Annotated in this window: 21 protein-coding genes and 1 pseudogene; 11 read left to right on the top strand and 11 right to left on the bottom strand. The window is 66.4% G+C overall.

Annotated features, from left to right (window positions below; all coding sequences use genetic code 11):
• Positions 1–145 precede the first annotated feature (145 nt).
• Positions 146–490: a VOC family protein gene (locus tag AC3WVS_RS27130; RefSeq protein ID WP_492321082.1), complete on the top strand. Its 345-nt coding sequence runs from the start codon at positions 146–148 to the stop codon at positions 488–490.
• A 15-nt stretch (positions 491–505) separates the two neighbouring features.
• Here the strand turns inward: AC3WVS_RS27130 and AC3WVS_RS27125 are convergent, their stop codons facing one another.
• Positions 506–1,690 (bottom strand): helix-turn-helix transcriptional regulator, encoded by a 1,185-nt coding sequence (locus tag AC3WVS_RS27125; RefSeq protein ID WP_010814001.1) that lies wholly within the window; start codon positions 1,688–1,690, stop codon positions 506–508.
• 401 nt (positions 1,691–2,091) lie between these two features.
• Here AC3WVS_RS27125 and AC3WVS_RS27120 point away from each other — a divergent pair, with 401 nt between their 5' ends.
• From AC3WVS_RS27120 to AC3WVS_RS27110, 3 genes are read left to right on the top strand one after another with little or no spacing between them, the layout of a single operon-like run.
• Entirely contained in the window at positions 2,092–2,901 is an 810-nt protein-coding gene (locus AC3WVS_RS27120; protein ID WP_492321146.1) for an SDR family NAD(P)-dependent oxidoreductase, read from the top strand.
• Between the two features lie 33 nt (positions 2,902–2,934).
• Positions 2,935–3,891, top strand: coding sequence for a LipP1 family hormone-sensitive lipase (gene lipP1 / locus AC3WVS_RS27115; RefSeq protein ID WP_492321081.1), 957 nt, complete (start codon positions 2,935–2,937; stop codon positions 3,889–3,891).
• Entirely contained in the window at positions 3,888–4,988 is a 1,101-nt protein-coding gene (locus AC3WVS_RS27110) for a 3,4-dihydroxy-2-butanone-4-phosphate synthase (RefSeq protein WP_492321080.1), read from the top strand. The genes lipP1 and AC3WVS_RS27110 overlap by 4 nt, the downstream gene beginning before the upstream one ends.
• 4 nt (positions 4,989–4,992) lie before the next feature.
• On the opposite strand, the gene AC3WVS_RS27105 is transcribed toward AC3WVS_RS27110, so the two are convergent.
• Genes AC3WVS_RS27105 through AC3WVS_RS27090 form a run of 4 tightly spaced genes read right to left on the bottom strand, consistent with a single transcriptional unit; the run spans position 4,993 to position 9,110 of the window.
• The gene (locus AC3WVS_RS27105; RefSeq protein ID WP_492321079.1) at positions 4,993–5,958 is read right to left on the bottom strand and encodes an acetyltransferase; all 966 of its coding nucleotides are present in this window, start codon (positions 5,956–5,958) and stop codon (positions 4,993–4,995) included.
• 18 nt (positions 5,959–5,976) lie between these two features.
• On the bottom strand, positions 5,977–6,768 hold the full coding sequence (locus tag AC3WVS_RS27100) for an SDR family oxidoreductase (RefSeq protein ID WP_492321078.1): 792 nt from the start codon (positions 6,766–6,768) through the stop codon (positions 5,977–5,979).
• A gap of 33 nt (positions 6,769–6,801) precedes the next feature.
• Positions 6,802–7,995, bottom strand: coding sequence for a sulfotransferase family protein (locus AC3WVS_RS27095; protein WP_492321077.1), 1,194 nt, complete (start codon positions 7,993–7,995; stop codon positions 6,802–6,804).
• The gene (locus tag AC3WVS_RS27090) at positions 7,992–9,110 is read right to left on the bottom strand and encodes a DUF1214 domain-containing protein (RefSeq protein WP_492321076.1); all 1,119 of its coding nucleotides are present in this window, start codon (positions 9,108–9,110) and stop codon (positions 7,992–7,994) included. The genes AC3WVS_RS27095 and AC3WVS_RS27090 overlap by 4 nt, the downstream gene beginning before the upstream one ends.
• A 212-nt stretch (positions 9,111–9,322) precedes the next feature.
• Between AC3WVS_RS27090 and cysD the strand changes: the two genes are divergently transcribed.
• From cysD to AC3WVS_RS27070, 4 genes are all read left to right on the top strand, one after another.
• Positions 9,323–10,219, top strand: coding sequence for a sulfate adenylyltransferase subunit CysD (cysD, locus tag AC3WVS_RS27085; RefSeq protein ID WP_492321075.1), 897 nt, complete (start codon positions 9,323–9,325; stop codon positions 10,217–10,219).
• Positions 10,219–12,153, top strand: a complete 1,935-nt coding sequence (gene cysN / locus AC3WVS_RS27080) for a sulfate adenylyltransferase subunit CysN (RefSeq protein ID WP_492321074.1) — start codon at positions 10,219–10,221, stop codon at positions 12,151–12,153. The genes cysD and cysN overlap by 1 nt, the downstream gene beginning before the upstream one ends.
• 255 nt (positions 12,154–12,408) lie before the next feature.
• On the top strand, positions 12,409–13,548 hold the full coding sequence (locus AC3WVS_RS27075; RefSeq protein ID WP_492321073.1) for a helix-turn-helix transcriptional regulator: 1,140 nt from the start codon (positions 12,409–12,411) through the stop codon (positions 13,546–13,548).
• A gap of 78 nt (positions 13,549–13,626) precedes the next feature.
• Entirely contained in the window at positions 13,627–14,067 is a 441-nt protein-coding gene (locus AC3WVS_RS27070; RefSeq protein WP_492321072.1) for a nuclear transport factor 2 family protein, read from the top strand.
• A 36-nt stretch (positions 14,068–14,103) separates the two neighbouring features.
• On the opposite strand, the gene AC3WVS_RS27065 is transcribed toward AC3WVS_RS27070, so the two are convergent.
• From AC3WVS_RS27065 to AC3WVS_RS27050, 4 genes and pseudogenes are all read right to left on the bottom strand, one after another.
• Entirely contained in the window at positions 14,104–14,685 is a 582-nt protein-coding gene (locus tag AC3WVS_RS27065; protein WP_492321071.1) for a cysteine hydrolase family protein, read from the bottom strand.
• Between the two features lie 201 nt (positions 14,686–14,886).
• Complete coding sequence (locus AC3WVS_RS27060; RefSeq protein ID WP_492321070.1) at positions 14,887–16,806, bottom strand: sensor histidine kinase; 1,920 nt, start codon at positions 16,804–16,806, stop codon at positions 14,887–14,889.
• A 2-nt stretch (positions 16,807–16,808) separates the two neighbouring features.
• Positions 16,809–17,516, bottom strand: coding sequence for a response regulator (locus AC3WVS_RS27055; RefSeq protein WP_492321069.1), 708 nt, complete (start codon positions 17,514–17,516; stop codon positions 16,809–16,811).
• 172 nt (positions 17,517–17,688) lie between these two features.
• A pseudogene (locus AC3WVS_RS27050) lies at positions 17,689–18,072 on the bottom strand (pyridoxal-phosphate dependent enzyme); the annotation flags it as partial.
• Positions 18,073–18,100: 28 nt separating this feature from the next.
• Here AC3WVS_RS27050 and AC3WVS_RS27045 point away from each other — a divergent pair.
• Positions 18,101–18,289 (top strand): hypothetical protein, encoded by a 189-nt coding sequence (locus AC3WVS_RS27045; protein ID WP_492321145.1) that lies wholly within the window; start codon positions 18,101–18,103, stop codon positions 18,287–18,289.
• A gap of 79 nt (positions 18,290–18,368) precedes the next feature.
• Here the strand turns inward: AC3WVS_RS27045 and AC3WVS_RS27040 are convergent, their stop codons facing one another.
• Positions 18,369–18,455, bottom strand: a complete 87-nt coding sequence (locus AC3WVS_RS27040; RefSeq protein ID WP_492321144.1) for an excalibur calcium-binding domain-containing protein — start codon at positions 18,453–18,455, stop codon at positions 18,369–18,371.
• A 30-nt stretch (positions 18,456–18,485) separates the two neighbouring features.
• A complete protein-coding gene (locus AC3WVS_RS27035; RefSeq protein WP_492321068.1) occupies positions 18,486–18,944 on the bottom strand; it encodes a MarR family winged helix-turn-helix transcriptional regulator in 459 nt (152 codons plus the stop codon).
• Positions 18,945–19,012: 68 nt separating this feature from the next.
• Between AC3WVS_RS27035 and AC3WVS_RS27030 the strand changes: the two genes are divergently transcribed.
• A complete protein-coding gene (locus tag AC3WVS_RS27030; protein WP_492321067.1) occupies positions 19,013–19,492 on the top strand; it encodes a PaaI family thioesterase in 480 nt (159 codons plus the stop codon).
• A 149-nt stretch (positions 19,493–19,641) separates the two neighbouring features.
• Positions 19,642–21,117 carry a type I glutamate--ammonia ligase gene (glnA, locus tag AC3WVS_RS27025; RefSeq protein ID WP_492321066.1) on the top strand — a complete coding sequence of 492 codons (1,476 nt, stop codon included), beginning with the start codon at positions 19,642–19,644 and terminating at the stop codon, positions 21,115–21,117.
• The last annotated feature ends 54 nt before the right edge of the window (positions 21,118–21,171 follow it).

Below are 21,171 nucleotides of genomic sequence, written 5' to 3'. Positions count from 1 at the left end.
CCGGCCCGAAACGGCCTGTGTGATCGCAGTGTGGTCGGCGCAAGGCGTTGCAACATCGTCTGATTGGATTATGAACAGGACATGGAGCATCCCTATCATTGGCCACGGGCATCACGCCCGCTTTCACCAGGAGGATCAGGACATCATGCAAGCCAGGCTGCTGCTTTACCCCGTCGCGGACATCGACACCGCGCTGCCGTTCTTCACGGAAGGACTCGGACTACCGGTGAAGTTTCGCGACGGAAACCGCTATTGCGCGCTCGACGCGGGCGCGCTGACGCTGGCGCTGGTGGCCGGCGAGGAACGCCTGGTGGACCAGCCCGCGCTGGCCTTCAAGGTGGATGAGGCTGACGATATCGCCGCGGCGATGGCGCGGCTGGTGGGTGCCGGCGCCAGCGTAACGCTGCCCGCGGCGCAGGGGCCGCATGAGACGCGCGCAGTGCTGGAAACGCCGGAAGGCTTTGCGCTGGTGCTCAGCGCAAAGCCCTGACGTGCGTTACGTGGCTTAGCCGAGAGAAATCACGCTGCTCAGCAGCATGCGCACCAGCGTGGCCTGCCGGGTCACGCCGGTCTTGGAGAAAATCGCGCGCAGGTGCGCGCGCGCCGTGTTCTTGCTGATGCCGAGCTCGTCCGCGGCCTCATCGAGCGTGAGCCCGTTGGCCAGCTGCAGCGCCAGCTGCGTCTCCGCCGGGGTGAAGTCGAACAGCTGGCGCACCACCTCGTGCGAGGCCTGCGAGCGCCGCTCGGGGTCGCGGATGAACACCACGCAGGCGGGGCGCTTGCGGTTGTCCTCGGACCACTCGCTGAGCGGGATGGTGCGGATCAGCACGCCCAGCCTGGCGCTGCCGGACGGGCGCGTGATCGACATCGCTTCCATCAGCGCCGGCGTGGTGCCGAGGTGGCCCATCATGGCCTGGCGCAGCAGGCGCTGGAACTTGCGGTTCTCCTGGCCGTATTCCACGTCCAGGCTGCCTTTGGCGACACGGATGCCATCCTTGGCGCCCAGGATTTCATCGGCGGCCGCATTGGTCTTGATGATGGTGCCGGACTCGTCCAGGATCACCATCCCGACCAGCATGCGGTCGATGGCGCTGGCATAGACGGTGCGCTCGGATTCAACCACGTCGATGCGCGAGTGCAGGTCCACCGCGCGCTTCAGGTGCGGCAGCAGCGCGGTGCACAGCGCCTTGTCCGCGGCGGAGAAGTCGCGGCCGTCATGCTCGCGGCACACGCGGAAGCGGCATTCGACGCCGTCATCGGTACGCAGGTCCGCGCCAAGGATGTAGCGGATGCCGATGTCCTTGAGGAACTGCTGGTAGAGCTCGCTCTGGCACCAGGCGCCGGGTCCGAGATGCTCATCGATGGTCACCACCCGGTCCGACGGCAGGCCGATGAACGGGTCGAGCGCGTAGTAGTAGTTGTTGTAGGAGGTCTCGCCCGGCAGGGTCGAGCCATGCTCGGACGCATTGATCATCAGCCCGGGCCGGTCCGTGGCCGGCGAGCGCAGGATCAGGGTGCAATAGTTGGCGTTGAGCTGGCGGCGGATCTGTTCCAGTGCCTTGCCCCAGGGCACCTGCTCCATCGGGCCCTGGTAGATATTGCCCAGCAATGTGCTGAACTCCGACAGCGACACCGTCGCCTGCGCGAACAGGTGTGCGGCCGCCTGGTTCTGGCTAACCTCCATCAGCATTTTCCTCTGTCTCCATTGTGGCGTGCGCAGCGCTTCGGGCGTGCCGGGTCGGCGCTGGCCTGCTACGGGCTCTGTGGCCCTTTTTTATGCCCTGATTATAGGGACGGCAAAGGGGTCGCGGCTTGCCCCCCGCCTTCATGGTTTGCCCTAGGCAAGACCGGCTGCACACGCTGGCCGGACTAGTCCTGCGGGACAGGCCAATCCTCACGCGCCGGCGGGCCGAACACATACTCCAAACAGACTAAGGACAGACCCATCCCGGCCTGTCGAGGGCAAACCCCTAGACACCATGTGACGCCGCCCTCCTACCCAAACAGACGATGCCGTGCCGCCGCGCTGCCGCTACAAGTCAGCCATGCGCGGCGATCCCCGCCGCCTTCTTTTCACGGAGAAACATGACCATGGCGGCAAACCCGCGGCAGCAAGCCGCAGTGATCACCGGAGCGGCCAGCGGCATCGGCCGCGCGCTCGCGCAGGCGCTGGCAGCGCAAGGCTACGCGCTGGCGCTGGCCGATATCGACGCCGGCGCGCTTGAAGCGGTGCGCGAGGCGCTTGCCGGCCAGGGGGCAAACGTCATCGCCATCCCCACCGACGTCTGCGACGCGCGGCAGATCGAGCACCTGTGCGAGGAAAGCTTCGTGCGCCTGGGCCGTGTCGACCTGCTGGTCAACAACGCCGGCGTGCTCGTCACCGGCCGCTGCTGGGAGCTGCCGCCGGAAGTGTTCGACCACGTGATGCGCGTCAACCTGTGGAGCGTGCTGCACGCGCTGCGCTGCTTCGTGCCGCGCATGGCGGCGCAAGGCGCCGGCCATATCGTCAACGTGGCCTCGATGGCCGGCCTCGCCGTGGGGCCCTGGCTGGCCCCCTACACGCTGTCCAAGCAGGCGGTGGTGGCGCTCAGCGAAGGGCTCGCGCTGGAGCTGCAGGCCGCGGGCCTGCCGCTGGGCGTGTCCGTGGTCTGCCCCGGGCCGGTGGCCACCGGCATCGCTGCGGGCCTGGACGGCGGCGGCGCGCAAGAGGTGGACCACATGAACGGCGCGCTGCGCAGCGGCATTGCCGCCGGCATGACGCCGGACGCGGTCGCGCGCTACATCCTGGACGGGGTCTCGGCCGGCCAGTTCTGGATCCTGCCGCACGAGCAGGCCGTGCATGCGGCGCTGGCGCGCGCGCAAGGCATTGCCGCCGGCACCACGCCGGCATTCGCGCTCTGACACTGATTTCCCCACCGCAATCCAGGAGACCCCATGCCGCTCGATCCCCAGGCCCGCGCCGTGCTTGAAGCCATGGCCGCCATGCCCAGCCCCGACTTCTCCACCCTGCGCGCGGCCGACTACCGTGCCGCGCTGGCTGCCATGCCCGCGTTCGCGCCCGGCGACACCGTCGCCGCGCAGCAAGATCTCACCATCGATGGCGCCGCAGGCCAGCTGAAGGCCCGCCTGTACCGGCCCGACGACAGCACCGCACTGCCGCTCGTGGTCTATTTCCATGGCGGCGGCTTTGTCCTCTGCGGCCTCGATTCGCACGACAACATCTGCCGCGGCCTGGCGCGTCGCAGCGGCGCGCTGGTGCTGTCGGTCGACTACCGGCTCGCGCCGGAGGCACGCTTCCCGGCCGCGGCCGACGACGCCGTCGCGGCCGTGCGCTGGGCCGCCGCGCATGCGGCGCAACTGGGCGCCGACCCGGCCCGCCTTGCCGTGGCCGGCGACAGCGCCGGCGGCAACCTTGCCGCCGTTGCCTGCCAGCAGTTGCGCGGCAGCGGCATCGCGCTGCGGCACCAGTTGCTGCTCTACCCCTACCTGGACTGCAGCGACGCCGCGGCCGCCAGCGCCAGCTACCGCGAATGCGCGCAGGGCTACTTCCTCAGTGCCGCGGAACTGGACTGGTATCGCGCCCAGTACCTGGCCAACCCGGCGGACGCCACCGATGTGCGCGCCAGCCCGCTGCACCAGCGCGAGCTGCACGGCCTGCCGCCAGCCACCATCATCACCGCGGAATACGACCCGCTGCGCGACCAGGGCGAGGCCTATGGCGAGGCCCTGCAGCGCGCGGGCGGCAACGCCACCGTGCGCCGCTGGCCCGGCCAGTTCCACGGCTTTATCAGCATGCAGGGGATGATCGATGCCGCCAGCGATGCGCTGGATGCGGCCGCGGCATCGCTGCGGCAGGCCTTCGGCAGCACCAGCCGGCAGGAGGCAGCATGAGCCCCGCCACCACACTGCCGCCGATGGCCGACGTGCTGGCGGCGCTGGCCGCGGGCCAGCGTGTGCTGGTGATCGAGGACGAGACCGACGAGGCCACCGGCTGCGTCCTGGTTGCCGCCGAGCGCGCCAGCGAGGCCGACGTCAACTTCATGGCCGCCGAGGCGCGCGGCCTGGTCTGCATGGCGATCACCGAGGCGCGCCGCGCGCGGCTGCAGCTGCCGCCGATGGCCGCGAACCACCGCCAGCGCGAGCGCTACACGGTGTCGATCGAAGCGGCCAGCGGCGTCAGCACCGGCATCTCCGCCGCCGACCGCGCGCTCACGCTGCGCGTGGCGGCGGCAGCGCGCGCGCAGCCGCATGACCTGGTCCAGCCCGGCCACATCTTCCCGGTGGTGGCCCAGCCCGACGGCGTGCTGCGCCGCGCGGGCTTTGCCGAGGCCTGCTCCGACCTGCCGGCGCTGGCCGGGCGCGTCGCCGCCGGCGCCTATGCGATGCTGCTCGATGACGACGGCGACCTGCTGCGCGGCCCCGCGCTACTGGCCTTCGCGCGGCACCACGGCTTGCCGGCGGTTTCGATCAGCGGGCTGATCCACCACCGGCTGCTGACCGAAAGCGCGCTGCGCCGCACGCATTCGACGGAACTGGCCACGCCCTTCGGATGCTTCACCGTGCACGCCTACCACGACGCGCCGGTGGATGCGCTTCATCTTGCGCTGGTGCTGGGCCAGCCCGATCCTGGGCAGCCGGTGCTGACGCGCGTTCAGACTGTGGAAATGCAGCGCGACGTACTGGGCTTCGGCACGCCGGCCCTGCCCGCCTGGAACCTGGAGCGCTCGCTCGCCCGCATCGGCGCCGAAGGTTGCGGGGTGCTGGTGCTGCTGGATGAACGAGAATCGCCGCAGCAGCGGCTGGAGCGGCTGGCGGCGCCGGCCGCCGCCACGCCGGCGCTGGCCTTCGCGCAACGCGCGCTGGGGGTCGGGGCGCAGATCCTGCGCGATGTGGGAGCGCACAAGCTGCGCCTGCTCAGCCATCCGGTGCCGTATCGCGCCGTCACTGGCTTCGACCTGGAGGTCACCGAGTTCGTGCCGCCGTGCTGACTCGTCAGGAACGGGGACCGAAGCAATCGGCAAAGCTGCGCGTGAAGCGCTCCACGTCGGCGTCTGGCAGGTGGTTGATGCCGCCTGCCAGGCGCCGGCCGCCGCCGGTCTCGAAGCCGCGGCAGAAATCGGCCGCACCGGTGGCGCTGTGGGCGGGCACCCGCACGCTGACGGCAAAGCCGCCGCCGGACTTCGGCGAGAGCAGGCCGATGGCGTCGCCGGGCCGCCCGCGCACCAGCTCATTGGCCAGCACGCCGATCGCGCGCCGCGCCCACGGCGCGTCAGGCAGCACCAGCAGCGCGGCGCCGGGCACTTCGTGCGCTGGCGCCAGGCAGCGCGCGCGGGTCATGTCGTCCGCATAGCCGTCGCACAGCACCGCATAGGCGCCGCATTGCGCGGCGAAGGCCAGCGGGTCGGCAAACGGCAGCATGTGCCGCGCCAGCTCGGCGGGATCGAAATGCAGGTCCGCCACGCACTCGCCGTAGGCGTTGTAGTTCAGGCACGTGCCCAGCTGTTCCAGCACCGCGGTTTCGCACTCGCCCAGCCCCGCCTGCGCCGCCAGCGCGCGCGCCACGCTGCCCAGGTTGTCGCCGAACGCGGCGGTGATCGCCCAGCGCCGGTGGCAGCCGTCCAGGTGGCGGTCGACCAGGAGGCTGGTGCAGACCTCCGGCCCCTCGTCGATATGCGCGCGCAGGCCGGCATGCCCGGGCAGTTCGCCGGCATGGTGGTGGTCGAAGTAGTCCACCCGCGCACCGGCGCCGAGCAGCCGCATCAGGCCATCGCGGTTCTGCTCTAGCGAGATGTCCAGCGCGGTCACGGTGTCGCCGGGCCCGGCGTCGATGCGCTCGAGCAGCCGGATATCGCGCTTGACGCCGGTGACCAGCGTGGCGTCGCCGGCATGCGCCAGGCGCAGCTGCTGCAGGGCGCACAGGCCGTCGGCATCGCCGTTGAAGGCAAAGTAGCGTGTCATGGCAGGTGTGGTCAGGACTCAGGGCATGAAATCGCCGCCGTTGGCGTCGAGCGAAGCGCCGGTGATGGCCCTGGCGTAGTCTGACACGAGAAACAGCGCCGCGCGCGCGCAGTCGTCGTCGGTCGGCATGCGGCCCAGCGCAATCTGCGCGGTCACCGGAGCGACCACGGTGTCCTCGCTCACGCCCTGCTCGGCCGCGGCGTGGCGCACATAGCCCTGCACCGGCTCGCCCCACATCCAGCCCATGAAGATGCTGTTGGCGCGGATGCCATGCGGGCCCAGTTCGCGCGCCAGGTACTTGACCGCCACCGCCAGCGCGCCCTTGGACGCCGCGTAGCCGGATTCGCCGGGCATCGGCTTGCGCGTGGCCTGGGTGTTGATCATGACGATGGCGCCGCCGCCCTGCGGCTTCATCAGCGCCGCCACTTCCTGCGTCAGCGTCATGGTGCCGAACACGTTGGTGTCGAACACCTGGCGCCAGACGTCCAGGTCGGCCGCTTCCACCGGCTCGGGGAAGTTGCCGTGCTGGAAGGCGCTGTTGACCAGCGCGTCGATGCGCCCGAAGCGGCGCATGGTCTCGCCGGCAAGGTGCCGGGACTGGGCCCGGTCGGTGATATCGGTCACCACCTTGAGCACTTCGCAGTCGGCGCCCAGTGCATCGATGCGGGCCTGGGCGTCGTCCAGCTTCGCCGCGGTGCGCGCGGCGATGGCAACGGCACGCGCGCCTTCGCGCGCCGCCTCCACGGCCAGCTTGACGCCCAGCCCGGGACCGATTCCCGACACGATGACGACCTTGTCTTTCAACAGCATGGTGTTGTCTCCTGTGATGCGCAGTGCGCTGTCTTAGTTTTGCTTAAGGATGTGCCGCGCGCGGTAGCCGGCGAAATCGCGTTCCAGTTGTTCCTGGCTCAGTCCGAACTGCTCCAGCGTATAGGCGTGGGCCGCGCGCTGGTTGCGCGGGTTGCCCTCCATCCATGCCCACATGCCGGCGCGCGCGGACTCGGTCAGCGGCATGCCGGCAAAGCGGTAGACCGCCTGCGCCACGCCGAAGGGATCGCGCACGGTATCCTCGAAACGCACGTCGAGGAAGCGATCGGCAGGCAGACCGTCGCGCACCGTCATGGCATGGGCGGTGGCGCGCTGCATCTGCCCGCTCCACTGCCGCCCCACCGTGGCGGCATCGGGCGCGTCGGCGTACAGCTTCCACAGCGTATGCGCCATGCTGGCCATCGACGGAATGGTCTGGGCCGGGTCGCGATGGGTCAGCACGACCTGCGCGCCGGGGAAGACCCGGAACAGGATTTCCAGCGTATGCAGGTGCTGCGGCGTCTTCAGCACCCACCGCTGCGCCGGCGCCTCGCCGCGCTGCCGCTTCTGCCACTGCAGGAACTGCAGCATGGTCTTCAGGCAGGCATAGACCTGGGTGTGGTCCTGCCGCGCCAGCCAGTCGGTATAGGACGGCACGTTGGCGTAGGAATCCATCGCGCACAGGAAGGAATGCTCCATCAGCATGAATTCCTCGTCGGCCGCCATGGCGTCGAGCGGATGGATGGCGAGGATGTCCGGGATAAAGCGGATCATCTGCGCCACTTCCTCGCGCGCCAGCCCGATGCGCCGGCCGGCGTCGCGCACGTGCTCGCCGGGCAGCGGCGCCGGGTAGCGCGTTTCCCACCACGCCGCCGAGTGGAAGCGCGCGTCCGTGGCCAGCATGCGCTGCAGCAGCGTGGTGCCGGTGCGCGGCAGGCCGACGATCACCAGCGGATCGTCGACGCGCTCTTCCAGGATTTCGGGATGGCGCCGGCAGTAGTCCTGGATCACCAGCCGGTTCACCAGTTGCGCCTGCAGCTTGCCTTGCAGCATCTGCGCGCCCTGCGGCGACAGCCCGGCTTCGCGTGCAAGCGAGTCAAACAGCACCTCCAGCGCCTCGCGGTAGTCGCCCGGGCCAAAGTCAGTCAGCCCGCCGGCCTGTGCGCTGGCCTGAGCCAGCAGTCGCTCCACGTCAAGCACTGCGGTGTCGTCGGATGCGATGGTGTTCATGCGTTCTCCCTGCATTCATTCCTGAGCGATTCAAGCTTGACCACGCGCGTGCGCGGATGCACCGGCTGCGCCGCCCCCACCCAGCGCCAGCACATGGTGCCGTTGCGGTGGCCGGCGGTTTCCAGCCAGTTGGGCAGGCCCGGATCGCGCGCGCTGAGGACGACGGTGACGCCGCCGTTGGCATCCAGCCGGGCACTGTGCTTGTTCAGGCAGATGTCGTGGTAGCGGTAGTCGAGCGACTCCATCCAGTAGTTGTTGATCTGGAAATTCCAGAAATCGCAGACCGGCACCCGGTCCACCTCGACCACCAGCGCTTCGTCGTCCGCCAGCGCCCAGCAGGAGTGGTAGTAGAAGATGTTGGGATCGCCGCCTGCCGCCTGGCATACGGCCTGGTCGGCGGGCGGCAGCGCATTGACATGGCCGCCATAGCCCTGGGCCCAGTCGGCGAAGATGCGCGCGGTGCCCTCGACAAAGCCCGCGGCGCGCAGCAGGCCGCCGTGCAGGCGTTCGGCATCTAGCACGGGCGGCTTGCCGCTGCCATTGAGGCGCTCGATGTGCAGTTCGGCCGGGGTCTCGGCCTTGCGCTCGAGAAAGGTCTGCCGCACCACCAGCGCATTGGTGCCCGGCTCCATGCGCACCCAGTTGCCTTCATGCTGGCGCGCGCTGAGGATGATTTCGAAACTGCCATCCGCCGCCACTGCCAGCTTGTTGCAGTCGATAAAGCCGGTCTGGACCATGCGCCCGTCGGTTTCGTAGCCGCCCTTCTGCGTGCCGAAACTCAGGTAGGCCACGGTGCCGCGCCGGCCGCGGATGCGGTACTCGGCACTGCCGTCCAGGCGTGCGTAGCGATAGAGATTGTCCGGATTGTCCGCGCCGATCTTGGCGGTTTCGTGCGACGGCGAGAAGAAGCCGGGAAACGCCGGATCGGCGAATTCCACATGCATCTCCAGCGCAATGCGCAGCAGGCGGCTCAGGTAGCGGAAGCCCTCGGCGCGCGTGAGCGCATCCGACGGGGCCTCCGGGCGCAGGATCTGCTGCCCGCTGCGCTTGAGCACCTCGCAAAACTCGGCCCAGGTCTGGCCGCTCAGCATTTGTTCTTCGGCGGAGTTCGCCATCTGCCTGCTCCCGTGGTTCGTCGGCGAAGCAACGATACCGAGCGCGGGGCCGCCCCAGCCTCGTCCGGGTGGACTAGGAAATGCGCGCCGCGTCCCGCGATTTCTTAGTCCGCCCGGACGAAGTGGCGAAGGGCCCCGGCTCGCTACCTTGTGGCCATGCCGGACCGCCGCGACATCCCTGCACGGCGCCGGCAAATCAAGAGGAGATCCCGATGTTGACCCACCTGGAGCAACTGGAGGCGGAGAGCATCCACATCATGCGGGAGGTGGTGGCGGAATGCGAAAACCCCGTCATGCTCTATTCCATCGGCAAGGACAGCGCCGTGATGCTGCACCTTGCCATGAAGGCCTTCTATCCCGCGCGGCCGCCGTTCCCGCTGCTGCATGTCGATACCACATGGAAGTTCGGCGAGATGATCACGTTCCGCGACCAGACCGCCGCGCGGCTTGGCCTGGACCTGCGCGTGCATGTGAATCCCGAGGGGCTGGCACGCAACATCAGCCCGCACGAGCACGGCTCCGCCGTCCATACCGACGTGTGGAAGACCCAGGGCCTGAAGCAGGCGCTGGACCACTACGGCTTTGACGCCGCCTTCGGCGGCGCGCGCCGCGACGAGGAGAAGTCGCGCGCCAAGGAGCGCGTGTTCTCGGTACGCACCGCCCAGCACCGCTGGGACCCGAAGATGCAGCGCCCCGAGCTCTGGCGCCAGTACAACACCCGCAAGCGCAAGGGCGAAAGCCTGCGCGTGTTCCCGCTGTCCAACTGGACCGAGCTGGACATCTGGCAATACATCTACCTGAACGACATCCCCATCGTGCCGCTCTACTACGCCAAGGAGCGGCCGGTGGTGGAGCGCGACGGCACGCTGATCATGGTCGACGACGAGCGCCTGCCGCTGCGCCCCGGAGAAACGCCGCAGCTGCGCAAGGTGCGCTTCCGCACGCTGGGCTGCTACCCGCTCACCGGCGCGATCGAGAGCGAGGCCGACACCCTCGGCGGCATCATCCAGGAAATGCTGCTGGCGACCACCTCGGAGCGCCAGGGACGGCTGATCGACAGCGACTCGGCCGGATCGATGGAAAAGAAGAAGCAGGAGGGATACTTCTGATGGAAACCCTGATCGACACCGCGCCCGCGCCTGCGCAGGACGCCGCGCAAGCCACCGCCACCTCGGGCGAGATCGCCCGCTACCTGCACGCCCAGCAAAACAAGAGCCTGCTGCGCTTCATCACCTGCGGCAGCGTCGACGATGGCAAGAGCACGCTGATCGGCCGGCTGCTGTATGAATCCAAGATGCTGTTCGAAGACCAGCTCGCCCAGCTGGAAGCCGACTCGAAGAAGATGGGCACGCAGGGCGAGGACCTCGACTTCGCGCTGCTGGTGGACGGCCTGGCCGCGGAGCGCGAACAAGGCATCACCATCGACGTGGCCTACCGCTTCTTCGCCACCGACAAGCGCAAGTTCATCGTCGCCGATACGCCGGGGCACGAACAGTACACGCGCAACATGGTCACCGGGGCCTCCACCGCCGACCTGGCCATCCTGCTGGTGGATGCGCGCCGCGGCGTGCAGACCCAGACGCGCCGCCACAGCTACCTGGTGGCGACGCTTGGCATCCGCCGCGTGGTGCTGGCGGTCAACAAGCTGGACATGGTCGACTACTCGCGCGAGGTCCATACGCGCATCGAGAACGAGTACCGGGAGTTCGCCCGGCAGATCGGCCTGACCGATATCACCTGCATTCCGATGTCGGCCCTGCGCGGCGACAACATCACCGAGCCCAGTGCGAACACCCCGTGGTACCACGGCCCGACGCTGATGGCCCACCTGGAGAACGTGCCGATCGACAACGCGCCCGTGCAAGGCGAACCGTTCCGGCTGCCGGTGCAGTGGGTCAACCGGCCCAACCTGGACTTCCGCGGCTTTGCCGGCACCGTCAGCGCCGGCGAGATCCGCCGTGGCGACCGCGTGCGCGCGCTGCCCTCGGGCCGCGAGAGCCGCGTGGCCGGCATCGTCGGCGCCGCCGGCGCGTGCGAGCACGCCATGCGCGGCCAGGCGGTGACGCTGACGCTGGAGAACGAGATCGACATCAGCCGCGGCGACGTGCTGGCCTGCCCGGAAGACCCGCCGGCAGTGGCCGACCAGTTCGAGGCCACGCTGGTGTGGATGAACGAGGACGCCATGCTGCCCGGGCGCCCCTACCTGCTCAAGCTCGGCACGCGCACCGTGGGCGTGACCGTGGCGCAGCCCAAGTACAAGGTCAATGTCAACACGCTCGAACACCTGGCCGCGCGCACGCTGGAGCTGAACGAGATCGGCGTGTGCAACCTGCACCTGGACCAGCCGGTGGCCTTCGATCCCTACGCGCGCAACCGCGAGCTGGGCGGCTTTATCATCATCGACCGTCTCAGCAACAACACGGTCGGCGCCGGCATGCTGCACTTTGCGCTGCGCCGGGCGCAGAACGTGCACTGGCAGGCCATCGACGTGGACCGCCGCGCCCATGCCGCGCTCAAGCACCAGTCGCCGCGCATCGTCTGGTTCACCGGGCTCTCCGGCGCGGGCAAGTCCACCATCGCCAACCTGGTGGAAAAGCGCCTGCACACGCTGGGCCACCACACCTACCTGCTCGACGGCGACAACGTGCGCCACGGCCTGAACAAGGACCTGGGCTTCGCCGAGGCCGACCGCGTCGAGAACATCCGGCGCGTGGCGGAAGTGGCAAGGCTGATGCTCGATGCGGGCCTGATCGTGCTGGTGTCCTTTATCTCGCCGTTCCGCTCGGAACGCGACATGGCCCGCGCGCTGGCCGGCGACGGCGATTTCGTCGAAGTCTTCATCGACACGCCGCTGGCGGTGGCCGAGCAACGCGACCCCAAGGGCCTGTACCGCAAGGCGCGGCGCGGCGAGCTGAAGAACTTCACCGGCATCGATTCGCCGTACCAGCCGCCCGAGCGGCCCGAGATCCGCATCGACACCACCGCCGACAGCGCGGAGCAGGCGGCGGAGCGGATCGTGGCGTGGCTGCGGGAGAAGCCCTAGGCCGAACGGACGATGAGGCGACGGACGGGGTCGGTACGATGGGACAGGGATTCCTGCCCTGGACTACCGCCACGTCTGGCGCCAGTCATGGCCTTTGCATGACCGATTGGGCGCTCCCTCGCCCGCTTGCGGGAGAGGGTTGGGGTGAGGGCGGGAATGTCCACGAAGTTCCGGCTGCTGGTATGCCGCCGCCGGCCCTCACCCCTGCCCCTCTCCCGCACGCGGGAGAGGGGAGCAAACCGTCGCACCGCCATCATGCTGCCAGCCTCCCTGCCCGCCGCCGAGCTGAGCGCCCTGCTCGCCCAGCTCTACCAGGGCCCGACCGAAGCCGTGCCCTGGGCAAGTTTCCTGGAAAGCGTGCGCCAGCGCCTGGGCGCCGCCTTCGTCACGCTGGTGCTGCGCCACCCGGCCACCGACCGGCCGGGGCTGATCGTCAATGCCTCCGACTACGGCCCGCACCTGCCGGGCGAGCCCTCGTACAGCGAGCAGTACTACGCGCTGTGCCCCTTCCTGGACCTGCACCCGGACCGGCTCTTCAGCGCCGACGAACTGTTCGGCGAAGCCGGCTGGCTGGCACACCCGTTCTACGCGCAATACCTTCAACCGCTGGGCCTGCGCTATATCCTGGCGGCCAACCTGGTCACGCCCGACGGCGTGGAATGCGCGCTGTTCATCAGCCGCGTCCACGCGGGACAGGACTTCGGCGAGGCCGACAAGGCACTGCTGCACGGCCTGCTGCCGCACCTGAAGCGCGCAGTGGACCTGCATGCCGCGCTCGATGTGCTTGCATCCGAACGGTCCCTGTACGCGGATGCGGTCGACCGGCTGCAGGTCGGCACGGTGATCCTGGACGAGCACGGCAGGACCATCCGGACCAACGACGTCGCCGGCCGCCTGCTGCAGGCGCGCGACGGCCTCTACCTGTCGGAGGGCGCGCTGCACGCGCACTGCCCGGTGGAGAACCGCAGGTTCCGCAAGATCCTGGAGGACGCGGCCCAGGCCCACGCGCTGGCCGCACCGCGCAGCGAAGTCACCACGCTGAGCCGGCCCGCCGCGCCCACGCCCCTGAGCGTGCTGGTGCGGCCGATCCCGCTCAGCTATCGCAGCGAAGACAAGTCGCGCCGACCCGCGGTGGCGGTGTTCATCCGCGACCCGGCGGGATCGCCGCGCAACACCCACGCCAACCTGCGCAAGCTGTTCCACCTGACCCCGACCGAGATCGAACTGGCTTTGCTGATGGTCGACGGGCTGACGCTGGACGAAGCCGCGATGCGGCTCGGCGTCAAAAAGAATACGGCACGGGCGCACCTGCGGGGCATCTTTGCCAAGACCGGGGCGACGCGGCAGGCGGTGCTGGTGAAGATGTTGCTGTCCAGTGTGGTGGGGATGGGGTGAGGGCTTCGTACTCCAAGCGGACGATGCCGGAGTAGCGCCGGACTGCTTTAATCCTCGCAAACCACCGGAGACGAGTCGATGACCGACGATGCCGTGCAGCTTGCCAATCTCCTCTACATCTATGCCGAGCGCATGGACGCCGGTGATCTGCCGGGGGTCGCCGCACTGTTCGAACATGCGGAGATCGAAACCGGAGATGCAGTGCTGCGAGGTTCCGAGGCCATGCTCAAGCTCTGGCAAGCCTATGTGAAATTGCATGCGGATGGAACGCCCAGAACCCGGCATGTCATCAGCAATCCGATCATTGAGATTGCTCCGGACAAGCTGACGGCAACCGTCAGATCGTACTATACGGTTCTCCAGGCATCCGAGCGTATCCCACTACAGGTGATCGCAGCCGGTCGCTATCATGACGCCTTCGAAAAGGTCGAGGGACGCTGGCGCTTCAGCCGCCGGAATTATTCGATGCTCGATCTGAAGGGCAACCTGACCGATCATCTGCTCTTCCCGTCTGCCTGAGGGATGGCACGGCGGCACTCCTGGCAGGTCGAAATGCTAGGCAAGCAAGCGCAAGGCATCAGCGAGCGAAAGCACCGTTGTGCGCGAATCGAATGCCGTTGAAAAGAGATGGTCGTGCACGACCTGATCCGGGTCGTAGCAGCAATCCTTGACCGTGAATAAGCGGAAGTCCGCATCGCTCGCATAGGCGACCGACGACAGCACCACACCGGTCGACGCAATGCCCACCATGAGCAGGGTATCGATACCCTGCGCGGAAAGCCGTACCTGCAGGTCGGTACCAAAGAACACGCTGGCGCGATGCGCGATGATCAGCGGCTCAGTGGCCTGCTGGCCGAGTTCCGGCGAGATCTGGTCGTCGACGAAAAGACCAAGCTGCTTGATTCCCTGCCCGTTCCGGTTCAACGGACTGACTTCCGGATAGCCTGGAGCAAAGTGGATCTTGGCGAAATAAACGCTGACGCCCCTGGTCCGCGCGGCGTCACACAGCTTGCGCGTGTTGGAGAGCAGAGTGGGCGCGACCGAGGGAAATAGCGCCAGGATGTCGGTCTGGTAGTGCATGACCACCAGCGCGGTTTGCGCGGGAACAATTGCCGGAATCTCAACGGGTGGCGACATAAGGCTACACGATAAGAAATGATGGTCGACTCTACCACGACCAATCGGTTGGCCGTTCTGGGTCGCCTACGGAAGTTGGCCGTGGGATCGTCAGCGAACGACCTGCACCCGGCTTCGAGGGTTCAACTGCGTCCACAGCCCGTTCAACATTGACTATGTTCGTCTCGCTGGCGGGCCTAACCTCGGCCCTGTACCGGAGGATCAGTCTCTATGGCCGAAGCCGGCAGGCTTTGGGCCACGGGGGGTAATGCCAGGGTCAGGAACTCGATCACCGGATCGGCCGGGCTGCAGGTCAAGTGGTGACCCAAGGGCGGCCGCGATTGGGATACGCACGGTCAGCATAGTCCCCTCCCCTGTGGATCGCACGCTGAGCGTCCCGCCTAGACGCCGGGTACGCGCGCGCATGCTGCGCATGCCGGTGCCCGGATGCCGTTCGATGGCGGCGGGTTCGAAGCCCATTCCGTTGTCGCTGACAACCAGCTCCAGTCCCCGGGCATCATTGCGCAGGACGACGTCCGCGCGACTCGCCTTGCTGTGCTTCAGTACATTGGTCAGCGCCTCTTGCAAGGTCCTCATGACATCAAGAATTTGCGAAGTCGGCAGATAGCATTGATCGAGGCCAGTGAGCTGCCACCGGCACTCGATGTCGTGGCTCTCGAACAGCCGCGTAAGACGGTGCCGCAGCGGCACGATCTGACCCGCCAGCGCGTGCTCGCCAAACTGCTGGCTGGAGGTGGCATCGATGATGATGCGCAGGTCGTCGCGCAGCTCCTTGAGGATCGACAGGACCTGGCCTGGCGGGATGTCGTGAGGGATGCGCTCCAGTGTCGCAATTCCGCTGACGAGCGTGCCGCCGAGCCCGTCGTGCAGGTCGTGTGCGAGATTGAGCCGTTCACTGAGCCGCGCATTGGCGACTTCGAACTCGCGCTGGCGATCCAGGTTGGCTGCGAGCTCCGCCTTGGCCGCGTCGATCTTGCAGTGCAGTTCGTCATTGAATCGTTCAATGCGGCGCAGGTTGGCGACGAAGCGCCAGGCCAGCACCAGCGCCATGGCGATCATCTGGAACTGCGAAGTGAGGGCTGCGTAGTAGAGGTTGTCCTTGAGGATGCCAAGAAAGCTCAGCAGGTCGTGTACCGCGGCGACAAGGAAAATTGCAATGCAAAACGAGAGGATGCGATGATCGGTGCGACCACTGCGCCAGGCAAAGCAGAGAAATACAAGGCACGTCGCGAAGAAATTGCACGCCAGTCCCACCGTCAGCGTGTTGCGCACGTCGGTCAGGTAACCGTGCGGCGCCCCGAGCATGACGGCCGCGCCCAACACTACCAGCGTCCAGAGCACCGCTTCGATGCGCGGCAGGCGCCGTTCGCAGAAGCGCACCATGGACATCGTGAAGGCAGCACTGTAGATGAGCAGCGCGATGATATTTGCGCGCCCCCAGGCATCGGTACTGGCAAACGGCCAGGTGCTCGTCGCCACCTGATTCAGCGCCACCCACCACCAGGCCAGCGACATCAGGCTGAACCATCCGTAGGTCACTTCTTGCCGGCGCATCACCCAGAGCGAAAAGAAGAAGCAACCTAGCGCGACGGTGACTGCAAGGCTGACCAACTGCAGGTCATGACGCAGCCGGTAGGCCTGTTCGTAAGCGGCCCGCAGGCGGTCCGGGTCGGCGACCGATACGGGTCCAAGGCCGGGTTGGTATGCCGACAGCCCCGAGACGCGAATCAGCAGCGTGTTGGTGCCCTCCCGCAACAGCGGCGGAGATATCAACTGATAACGGGGAGTATTCCAGGCTCGCGTGAGCGGTTCGACGAGGCTCGCGTCACGCATCAGCAAGCTGCCGTTGAGATAAACCGCCCCCGCCATATTCAGGTAAGCGAGCATCAGCGCCGTGGGTTGGCTTGCATCTGTGCATTGCCAGCTCAGCCGGTACCAGACCACGCCGTCGAACTCGGGCCAGCGCGAGGACCAGTCGTCCGGCAGCTTCACTGGGACCCAGCCCGCCGCCGGCGGGCTATCACCCTGCCAGGTCGATCGGGCAGCCTCTATGCGGGTGAAGGCCGTGGCGCCCGGCCCTTCCTGCGCGTTTGCAGCGCCGGCGAGGAGCGTGGCGCCCAAGATCAGCGCAACAAGCCATGCGCACGCGCTTCGAAAACGGCCTGCGTGCGGGAGTGGACGGCCAACTTCTTGTATATGTTCCTGATGTGGCATTCGACCGTCAGTCTGGACAAGGACAGCAAATCCGCGATCTCCCGATTGGTCAGGCCCTTGCCGACCAGCGAGAGGATTTCGATTTCCCGTGCGCTCAGCGGCGACGCGCCGACCAATCGGCGCGCATGAATTTGCGCCCCGCCGGACAATGGTGCCGTCGTGGCGACCAGATCGAGGATATGCCTGGCAACGAAAGGATCGATCGGCGCTCCGCCGCGCAGCGCACTGCGGATCGACAAGGAAATCTCGAGGTCGTCGCGCTCCTTGAGCAGGTAACCGGTGGCACCCGCCTGCAGCGCGCTCACGATGACGCGCTCCGTGTTCCAGGTCGAGATTACCAGAATTGGCAAGGCGGGATCGCGCTCGTGCAACGCGCGAATGAGGTCGATGCCATTGCCGTCGGGCAGCCCGACGTCAACCAGCACCATCGCAAACGGCTGGGCGGTTAGCAGCGCATTGGCGTCGGCGAGGCTGCCGGCAAACCACAAGGCCTCATCGGCATAGCCGAGCGTGGCCAGGATCGTGCGTAGCCTGGTCTGCATCAGTGGCTCGTCCTCGACGACCAGCAAGGGCGCGGGCAACACCGATTCGCCGGTGTCAGTCAATGGTTGGCTCATGGGGTACGGTGCGGTCACGGCCAGAGTTTAGCTGTACCACCGGAATTGGCCGATCTCCGGATCACGCCAGGCTGACAGAAATCGGCCGTGAGGGGCATCCCCGGAACCAGGTAATCCGGGCGAATCTCGCCGGCGGGTAGCCGAGCTTACCAAATTGCTACCTTAAACCCGCTCAGTCCAGCTTTGCAGCAAAGTCAAGCAGTTGCTGTGCCGTCACCGTGGCCCCGCCACATACCACCACGGCAATGCTGGAGGCCGCCTGCAGCACCGGGGTGTCGCAATCCAATGCCGCCAAGGCTGCGCCGCATGCCGGCTCAACCAGGACGCGGTGTTCGTCAAGAAACCTTATCGCTGCCTCCACCGCCTGTTTGTCTGACACAACGACGCTGTGGATCTCGTGACGCTGCGCCCATCGGAGCGCGCCATCACACGGCCGCCTGGCGCCAAGCGACGTCGCCACGCTGGTGATCTGTGAGAGTTCCACCGGCCTGCCTTCGGCAACCGAGCGGGCGTAGCAGTCCGCACCGTCGGTTTCTACCGCGATCACAGGCACGTCGGACGTGTTCGGTCTGGTTTCGGCGGGGATGGGTTGCGCGTTTGTCCCCGCAAGCCTGTCAACCGTCTGTCCGCCGACCGTGCGGCTGGTGCCACTGCCTGAGGTCGCTGACCGCTTCGACGTGGAATTCGCGTTCGACGAGGAGGTAGCGACGCCAGCGGTCAGGCAATTCGTGCAGGCGCTGCAGCACGTGATCGATGATCGGGCAAGCCAATAGCCGTTGGTTTCGTGACGGCCCGTGCCGGTCGGTCACATGACGCATTGCGCGGTTCCGGTGTCGGACAGCAAGCGGCACGTCAAAACATGCACTGCAGGGGCGGCGTCTCACATGGAATACCGTCGCCGTCCCCATCCATCTTTTTGGAAATGGAAGGATGCCACAACAGCGTCGTTGTCGGTCAGGCGCTCTGCCACTACTCTGCCAGCCTTGCTGCGACCTCGCCTACCATGTCGTGCAACTCTGAACCCAGCTTTTGGCGCAACGCACGGTGGGCTGGCTGCCACAGCGCCAGGGCCTGCTGCAACTTGAAGGCGCCAGCCTCTGTCAACCACACCGCGCGGCGGCGGCGATCCGCTTCGGACGTGACGACTTCCACCAGCCCCGTGCTGACAAGCTGATCCACATTCCTCGACATTGTCGATTGATTCAGTCCGGCTCGTTGCGCCAATGAGGCAAGGGTGTCGTCCGTTGCTGACGCGATCAGGCACATCAATCCAAATTGGGTACTGGACAGGCCAGATGAAGCCAACGCCTCATCCAGCTCCGCTGTAATTCTGCGCGCCAACAGGCGCGACCACCAGCCGAGATCGACATCGAGAACCGCAGCGGCGTCTGCGCGCAGGGTCCTGGCTCCTTGCCTTCGCTTTTGCATGCCGATACTATATGCAGATGCATTGTTTGTATCTGCATATATTACCAACAACGAGGAGATCTGACGAGATGGAATATCGATACGGCCTTGCCTCACCCGCCGACGTCGCAAACATGAACGGCAGGGCAATTCTTCAAGCCATTGTGGACGGACACCTGCCGCAGCCGCCCATCTCACAGGCCCTCGACTTCTGGTTAGTTGAGGTCGGCGACGGATTCGCCGCGTTCGAAGGCGAGCCGTCGTCCAGACTGCTCAATCCAATGGGTTCGGTGCACGGCGGATGGCCCCTGACGCTCATCGACAGCGCAGCCGGCTGTGCAGCCAACTCCCTTCTTCCCGCCGGCACTGGTTACACCACTATCGAAACAAAGGGCAATTTCTCCCGGCCGATCAAGCCCGATACAGGCCGGGTCCGTGTCGAAGGCCGCGTTGTCAGCCACGGCCGTCAGATCATTACCGCGGAAGCTCGCGTGCTTGCGAAGGACGGGCGCGTTCTGGCCCATGGCACGTCTACGCTACTCGTGCTATCGCCTGCGCGGGAACAATAGGCAAACCAAGCGAATGTCTGGGGAAGCCGGCTTGAGTCGGGCTGGCGACCACAGACATTCGGCTGGACTGCGGTGTTGGTGAGGCGCTTTCCATTCGGAATCTGACAAGCTAATGTTGAACTAGCTGCGCGCAGATGACGGAGGCGGATATGGGCATGGTCTCAATAGAACCCGGCAGCTATCACGTTGCACCGCCACAAAACCCCGGCGAAGTCATCGATCTGATCCGGACGCACGCGATCCAGGTGGTTGACCTCAGGTTCACCGACTTGCCCGGCGTGTGGCAGCACTTCTCGATCACGCTGCCGGAAGTCAACGACGACCTGTTCTCGGCCGGCATCGGTTTCGACGGGTCTTCCATTCGCGGGTTCCAGGAAATCCACGAGTCCGACATGCTGGTCAGGCCTGACCCGGCCACGGCATTCATCGATCCGTTTTGCGCAGCACCAACGCTGGCGCTGATCTGCGATGTGCTGGACCCTGTCCTGCACCAGCCGTATTCGCGCGATCCGCGCCACATCGCACGCAGGGCAGAGCTCTACCTCCGGCAAACCGGTCTTGCCACGGTTTGCTACCTTGGTCCCGAACTTGAATTCTTTATTTTCGACTCCATCCGCTTCGGGCAGGACCAGCACTCTGGCTACTACCATGTCGAATCCGCCGAAGGCGAATGGACCTCGGGGCGTGACGAAGGCGCCTATGGTGGCGGCAATCTCGGCTACAAGCAGCGCTACAAGGGAGGATATTTTCCCGTGCCGCCAAGCGATACGCTGCAGGACATCCGCTCCGAAATCGTGCTCGCGCTGATGCAGGCCGGCATCCAGGTCGAGGTGCATCACCATGAGGTCGCCACGGCGGGCCAGAACGAAATCGACATGCGCTTTGCGCCACTGATGCGAATGGCAGACAACGTGATGATGTACAAGTACATCTGCAAGAACGTTGCGCGCCGCCACGGCAAGGTCGCCACCTTCATGCCCAAGCCGCTGTTTGCCGACAACGCGAGCGGCATGCATTGCCACCAGAGCCTCTGGCGCGACGCCGAGAACCTCTTTTATGACAAGAACGGTTGGGCGCAGACGTCCCAGATGTGCCGTTGGTATATAGGCGGCTTGCTCAGCCACGCCCCCGCGCTGATGGCTTTTTGCGCACCGAGCACGAACTCCTACAAGCGGCTGGTGCCCGGATACGAGGCGCCTGTCAATCTGGCCATGTCGCAGCGCAACCGGTCCGCCGCGGCCCGGATTCCCATGGTTTCGGATTCCCCAAGTGCCAGGCGCGTTGAATTTCGCTGTCCTGACCCGTCCGCCAATGCCTATCTAGCCTTCTCGGCAATGCTGCTCGCCGGCCTGGACGGCATTGAAAACCAGACGGATCCCGGCGACCCGCTCGACAAGAACATCTATGATCTGCCACCGGAGGAAGCGGCCAGCATCCGGCAGGTACCAGGTTCGCTCGAAGAGTCGCTTTGCGCGCTGGAAGCCGACTCAGCGTTCCTGCGAAAAGGTGATGTTTTCACTGAAGACCTGATCAGCACCTGGATCGACTACAAGCGCACGCGCGAGATCGATACCTTGAAGGTGCGGCCGCACCCATGGGAATTCCAGCTCTACTTCGACATTTGATCACCGTAGGTGGCGCCGGGACGACGAACGCTGGCGGCCCAGCCGGTGATGGAA

The organism is Cupriavidus sp. CPT47-8839-RL05A, assembly GCF_058792255.1.
This window is presented reverse-complemented; position numbering and strand designations above follow the sequence as displayed.